Here is a 1,783-nt window from a genome sequence, read left to right on the forward strand (position 1 = left end):
TCCCTGAACCACTTTGGTGGAACCCATGCCCGATCTCATCTTCGTCGGCGTCACGGTTGCCGTGTTCGTCGTCCTGGCCCTGATCGCGAAGGGGGTGGAGAGGCTGTGAGTGTCGAGAACATCGCAGGTCTCGTCGTCGCCGTCGCGCTGGTCGGCTACCTCGTCGTGGCGCTGATCTACCCGGAGAAGTTCTGACATGAGTTCTACGCTCGCGGGCTGGTTGCAGGCCATCGCCCTGGTCGGCGCCCTGGCCCTGTGCTACCGCCCTCTTGGCGACTACATCGCCAAGCTCCTCACCACTGCCAAGCACTTGAGAGTCGAGCGCGGCCTGTACAAGGTGATCGGCGTCGATGGTGACGCCGATCAGCGTTGGCCGGTCTACCTGCGTTCGGTGTTGGCGTTCTCGGCCGTCTCGGTGCTCTTCCTCTACCTGTTGCAGCGGATCCAGGACAAGCTCCTGCTGAGTCTGGGTAACAAGGCGGTCGAGCCGCATTCGGCGTGGAACACCGCGGTTTCCTTCGTCACCAACACCAACTGGCAGTCCTACGGTGGCGAGTCCACGATGGGTCACGTCGTGCAGATGGCCGGTCTGGCGGTGCAGAACTTCGTCTCGGCCGCCGTCGGCATCGCCATCGTGGCCGCGCTGATCCGGGGCTTCACCCGTAACCGGACCGACCGCGTCGGTAACTTCTGGGTGGACCTGACCCGGATCTCGCTGCGTCTGCTGCTGCCGCTGTCGATCGTCTTCGCCGTGGTCCTGGTGGCGAACGGTGTGATCCAGAACTTCCACGGCTTCCACGACGTCGCCACCCTCGGCGGCGACACCCAGTCGATCCCGGGTGGCCCGGTGGCCTCCCAGGAGGTCATCAAGGAGCTGGGCACCAACGGCGGCGGCTTCTTCAACGCCAACTCCGCGCACCCCTTCGAGAACCCCAACGGCTTCACCAACTGGCTGGAGGTCTTCCTGCTGCTGGTGATCTCCTTCGCGCTGCCGCGTACCTTCGGCAAGATGGTCGGCGACAACCGCCAGGGCTACGCGATCGTCGCCGTCATGGCGATCTTCTGGGTCGGCTCCGCCGCGCTGATGACCCTCGCCGAGCAGCACCACGGCGGCGCCGCGCTGCAGGCGGCCGGCGGTGCGATGGAGGGCAAGGAGCAGCGTTTCGGTGTGGCGGCTTCGAGTCTGTTTGCGGTGTCCACCACGTTGACTTCTACCGGTGCGGTGGATGCGGCGCATGATTCGTTGACGCCGTTCGGTGGGGGTCTGGCGATTTTCAACATGATGTTGGGTGAGATTGCGCCTGGTGGTACTGGTTCGGGTCTGTACGGCATGCTGATCTTGGCCGTCGTGGCGGTGTTCGTTGCTGGTTTGATGGTTGGCCGCACGCCCGAGTACTTGGGGAAGAAGCTCGGTGGGCGGGAGATGAAGTTCGCCTCCTTGTACATCCTCACTACTCCGGCGTTGGTGTTGATCGGTACTGGTGTTGCGATGGCGCTGCCGGGTGAGCGGGCCGGGATGTTGAACTCCGGTGCGCACGGCTTTTCCGAGGTGTTGTACGCGTTCACTTCGGCTAGTAACAACAACGGTTCGGCGTTTGGTGGTCTGACGGTGAACACCGAGTGGTACGACACTGCGCTGGGTCTGGCGATGTTGTTCGGCCGGTTCTTGCCGATGGTGTTCGTGCTGGCGTTGGCTGGCTCGCTCGCTCAGCAGCAGCCCGTTCCCGCTACCCCGGGCACCTTGCCCACTCACAAGCCGCTGTTCGTGGGCCTGCTGTCGGGT

Annotated in this window: 2 protein-coding genes; both read left to right on the forward strand. The window is 63.9% G+C overall.

The genetic code is table 11. The features are described from left to right. Positions 1–105: 105 nt before the first annotated feature. Entirely contained in the window at positions 106–195 is a 90-nt protein-coding gene (kdpF, locus tag ACZ5ON_RS35840) for a K(+)-transporting ATPase subunit F (RefSeq protein ID WP_465601767.1), read from the forward strand. A gap of 1 nt (position 196) precedes the next feature. Then, positions 197–1,783: potassium-transporting ATPase subunit KdpA (gene kdpA, locus ACZ5ON_RS35845; RefSeq protein ID WP_465601770.1), on the forward strand; the 1,587-nt coding region annotated here is incomplete at its 3' end.

This window comes from Kitasatospora sp. NPDC032150 (genome assembly GCF_055579945.1).